A 2,288-nucleotide genomic window follows, 5' to 3' on the forward strand; every position below is an offset into this window, starting at 1 on the left:
GCGGATCCGCTCTTCCGATCTTTTCATTATGGGCTTTGTGGCGAACTACCCAATTGCCCAAGCGCCGGGCATGGGACTGAATGCCTTCTTTACCTACGCGGTTGTTCTAGGTATGGGCTACACATGGCAAGTCGCTCTAGCGGCGGTTTTTGTTTCAGGTGTTTTATTTATTCTTTTAAGCATCTTCAAAATCCGTGAATGGATTATCAATTCCATTCCAATGTCATTACGAACCGGTATTTCTGCCGGTATCGGTCTGTTTCTAGCGTTAATTGGTTTGAAAAACGCAGGTATTGTCGTTGATAACCCAGCGACGCTAGTTTCAATGGGTGATATCACATCTCTATCAGCGGTGTTAGCTGCTATCGGCTTCTTCTTAACGATCTCATTGGTTCACCGCGGTCTTAAAGGCGCGGTAATGATAGCGATTCTAGTGGTTACGGCGCTAGGTTTAATGTTTGGTGATGTTCAATGGGGAGGCATTATGTCTGCACCACCGAGCATTGCTCCGACCTTTATGCAGCTTGATTTCTCAGCGGTATTTGAAGTGGGTATGATTTCAGTCGTATTCGCGTTCCTATTTGTTGATCTGTTTGATACGGCAGGTACCTTGGTGGGTGTGGCTCAAAAGGCAGACTTAATCGATAAAGATGGTAAAATCCCTCGTTTGAATCGTGCACTTCTAGCGGATTCAACCGCAACCTCTGTCGGTGCTTTACTTGGTACCTCAAACACCACTTCTTACATTGAAAGTGTGGCTGGCGTTTCAGCTGGTGGCCGTACAGGATTAACTGCGGTTGTAGTTGGCATTTTATTCATTCTTGCATTATTCTTCTCGCCACTTGCTGGTATGATCCCGGCGTATGCAACAACAGGTGCGTTATTTTATGTTGCGATATTAATGCTCTCAGGTTTAGTGAGCATTGATTGGCGTGATCTGACTGAAGCTGCACCCGTGGTTGTGACTTGCTTGTTGATGCCACTCACTTTCTCTATTGCAGAAGGTATCGCGCTAGGTTTTATTAGCTATGCAGCGATTAAAGCATTGAGTGGTAAGGGCCGCGACGTTTCTCTAAGTGTTTGGGTAATGTCGGCCATCTTTATCATTAAGTACATCGTAGAATAACAACATTCATATATTAAAATTATTAGGTTTATACAATGAGCAATAAATTCGTTATCACTTGGGACAACATGCAAACTTACTGCCGTCAACTAGCTGAAAAGCAAATGCCAGCAGAACAATGGAAAGGTATCCTAGGTGTTAGCCGCGGTGGGCTTGTTCCTGCTGCTATCTTAGCTCGTGAACTTGGTATTCGTTATGTAGATACTATTTGTATCTCTAGCTACGATCATGACCATCAACATGATATGACAGTGGTAAAAGCACCAGAAGGTGATGGTGAAGGTTTTCTTATTGTAGAAGACTTAGTGGATAGCGGTGATACGGCACGTAAGTTACGTGAAATGTATCCAAAAGCGAAGCTTATTGCGGTATGCGCTAAGCCTTCAGGTTCAGACCTACTTGATGACTACATTGTTGATATTCCACAAGATACGTGGATTGAACAGCCATGGGATACCGCGATTCAATATGCTGAGCCTATTAATCGCAAGCAAAAATAATTGCTTATTAGCGGAAATCATGAAAAATGACCCTGTTGTGGGTCATTTTTTTTTGCCCTTTTTGTAAAGCTGCGTACTAGGGAATTCTATGTCAGACAAAAGTGATAAGAACTTATCTGAAACTCTTTTTGTTAAACACAAACAAGCAAAAGAAACGTCAGCGTTGACTCAATATATGCCAAGCAGTCAGCCTTTCCTTGAGGAAAAGATTAATACTGGCGCATGGTATCGGAATCTACGCCGAATGCAGTGGGCGTGGCAGGGGATTGACCCGATTGAACAAGAGGCGGTATTCGCACGCATCGCTTCATCGACGCACTCTCGTACCCATGATCAATGGTTGGATACTGTGATTGGTTTTCGCAGTGGCAACTGGGCGTATGAGTGGGGGAAACTTGGCGCCGAGCACCAAAAAAAGGGCAGAGAGATCGACGGTGAAAAAGGGGCTGATGAGCTATTCACCGCATCGTTATGCTATAGCATTGCAGGTTATCCACACCTAAAAAATGACAACTTATCACTTCAAGCCCAAGTACAGGCAAATGCAGCTTACAGTGAAGCGGCGGAAAAAAGTAAATTTGTCGTCAAGCGTATAGAAGTGCCTTACGGAAAAAGAAAAATAATCGCCAATTTACACGCAACCAATACTCTACAGCCACAAC

The 2,288-nt window shown here is 44.0% G+C and carries 3 protein-coding genes; all 3 read left to right on the forward strand.

What is annotated here, in order from left to right; translation table 11 throughout:
* Positions 1 to 1,126: NCS2 family permease (locus ACP45E_RS11965; protein ID WP_069585041.1), on the forward strand; the 1,126-nt coding region annotated here is incomplete at its 5' end.
* Between the two features lie 35 nt (positions 1,127 to 1,161).
* Complete coding sequence (gene tet(34) / locus ACP45E_RS11970; RefSeq protein WP_017035048.1) at positions 1,162 to 1,626, forward strand: oxytetracycline resistance phosphoribosyltransferase domain-containing protein Tet(34); 465 nt, start codon at positions 1,162 to 1,164, stop codon at positions 1,624 to 1,626.
* A gap of 88 nt (positions 1,627 to 1,714) precedes the next feature.
* On the forward strand, positions 1,715 to 2,288 hold a 574-nt coding region (locus tag ACP45E_RS11975), incomplete at its 3' end, for an alpha/beta hydrolase (protein WP_017037997.1).

Source organism: Vibrio genomosp. F10 str. 9ZD137 (assembly GCF_049974785.1).
Classification (GTDB): domain Bacteria; phylum Pseudomonadota; class Gammaproteobacteria; order Enterobacterales; family Vibrionaceae; genus Vibrio.